General features: G+C 35.6%; 1 protein-coding gene. It reads right to left on the bottom strand.

Annotated features, from left to right (window positions below; translation table 11 throughout):
- Positions 1–58: 58 nt before the first annotated feature.
- Positions 59–323 (bottom strand): type II toxin-antitoxin system PemK/MazF family toxin (locus tag GNY06_RS00375; RefSeq protein WP_166518316.1); only part of this gene is annotated, 265 nt, incomplete at its 5' end.

Below are 323 nucleotides of genomic sequence, written 5' to 3'. Positions count from 1 at the left end.
TTTCATTTTCAAACCAAACCTTTCGCTGATAATTTTTTGATTTCTCGTGGCTATATAGCTAAGAAAACATTTTCATGAGAGTATCAATAATTTCTTCTTGTGTGTGCTTATCCAAACTGGCCATCTTTGCTTTCAATCTTCTCTTATCAACAGATCTCAAATGGTCTAAAGCAACCTGCCCCTTTTTACCCTCAACCCTGCAGTTTACTCTCATTGGATATGGCTTTATTGTAGACGTCAAAGGGGCTATAATTACTGTATTTAAAGCATTATTCATTTCGTCCGGAGAAATTATCACACACGGTCTGATCTTATTGATTTCA

The organism is Elizabethkingia argenteiflava, assembly GCF_009904105.1.
Lineage (GTDB): Bacteria > Bacteroidota > Bacteroidia > Flavobacteriales > Weeksellaceae > Elizabethkingia > Elizabethkingia argenteiflava.
This window is presented reverse-complemented; position numbering and strand designations above follow the sequence as displayed.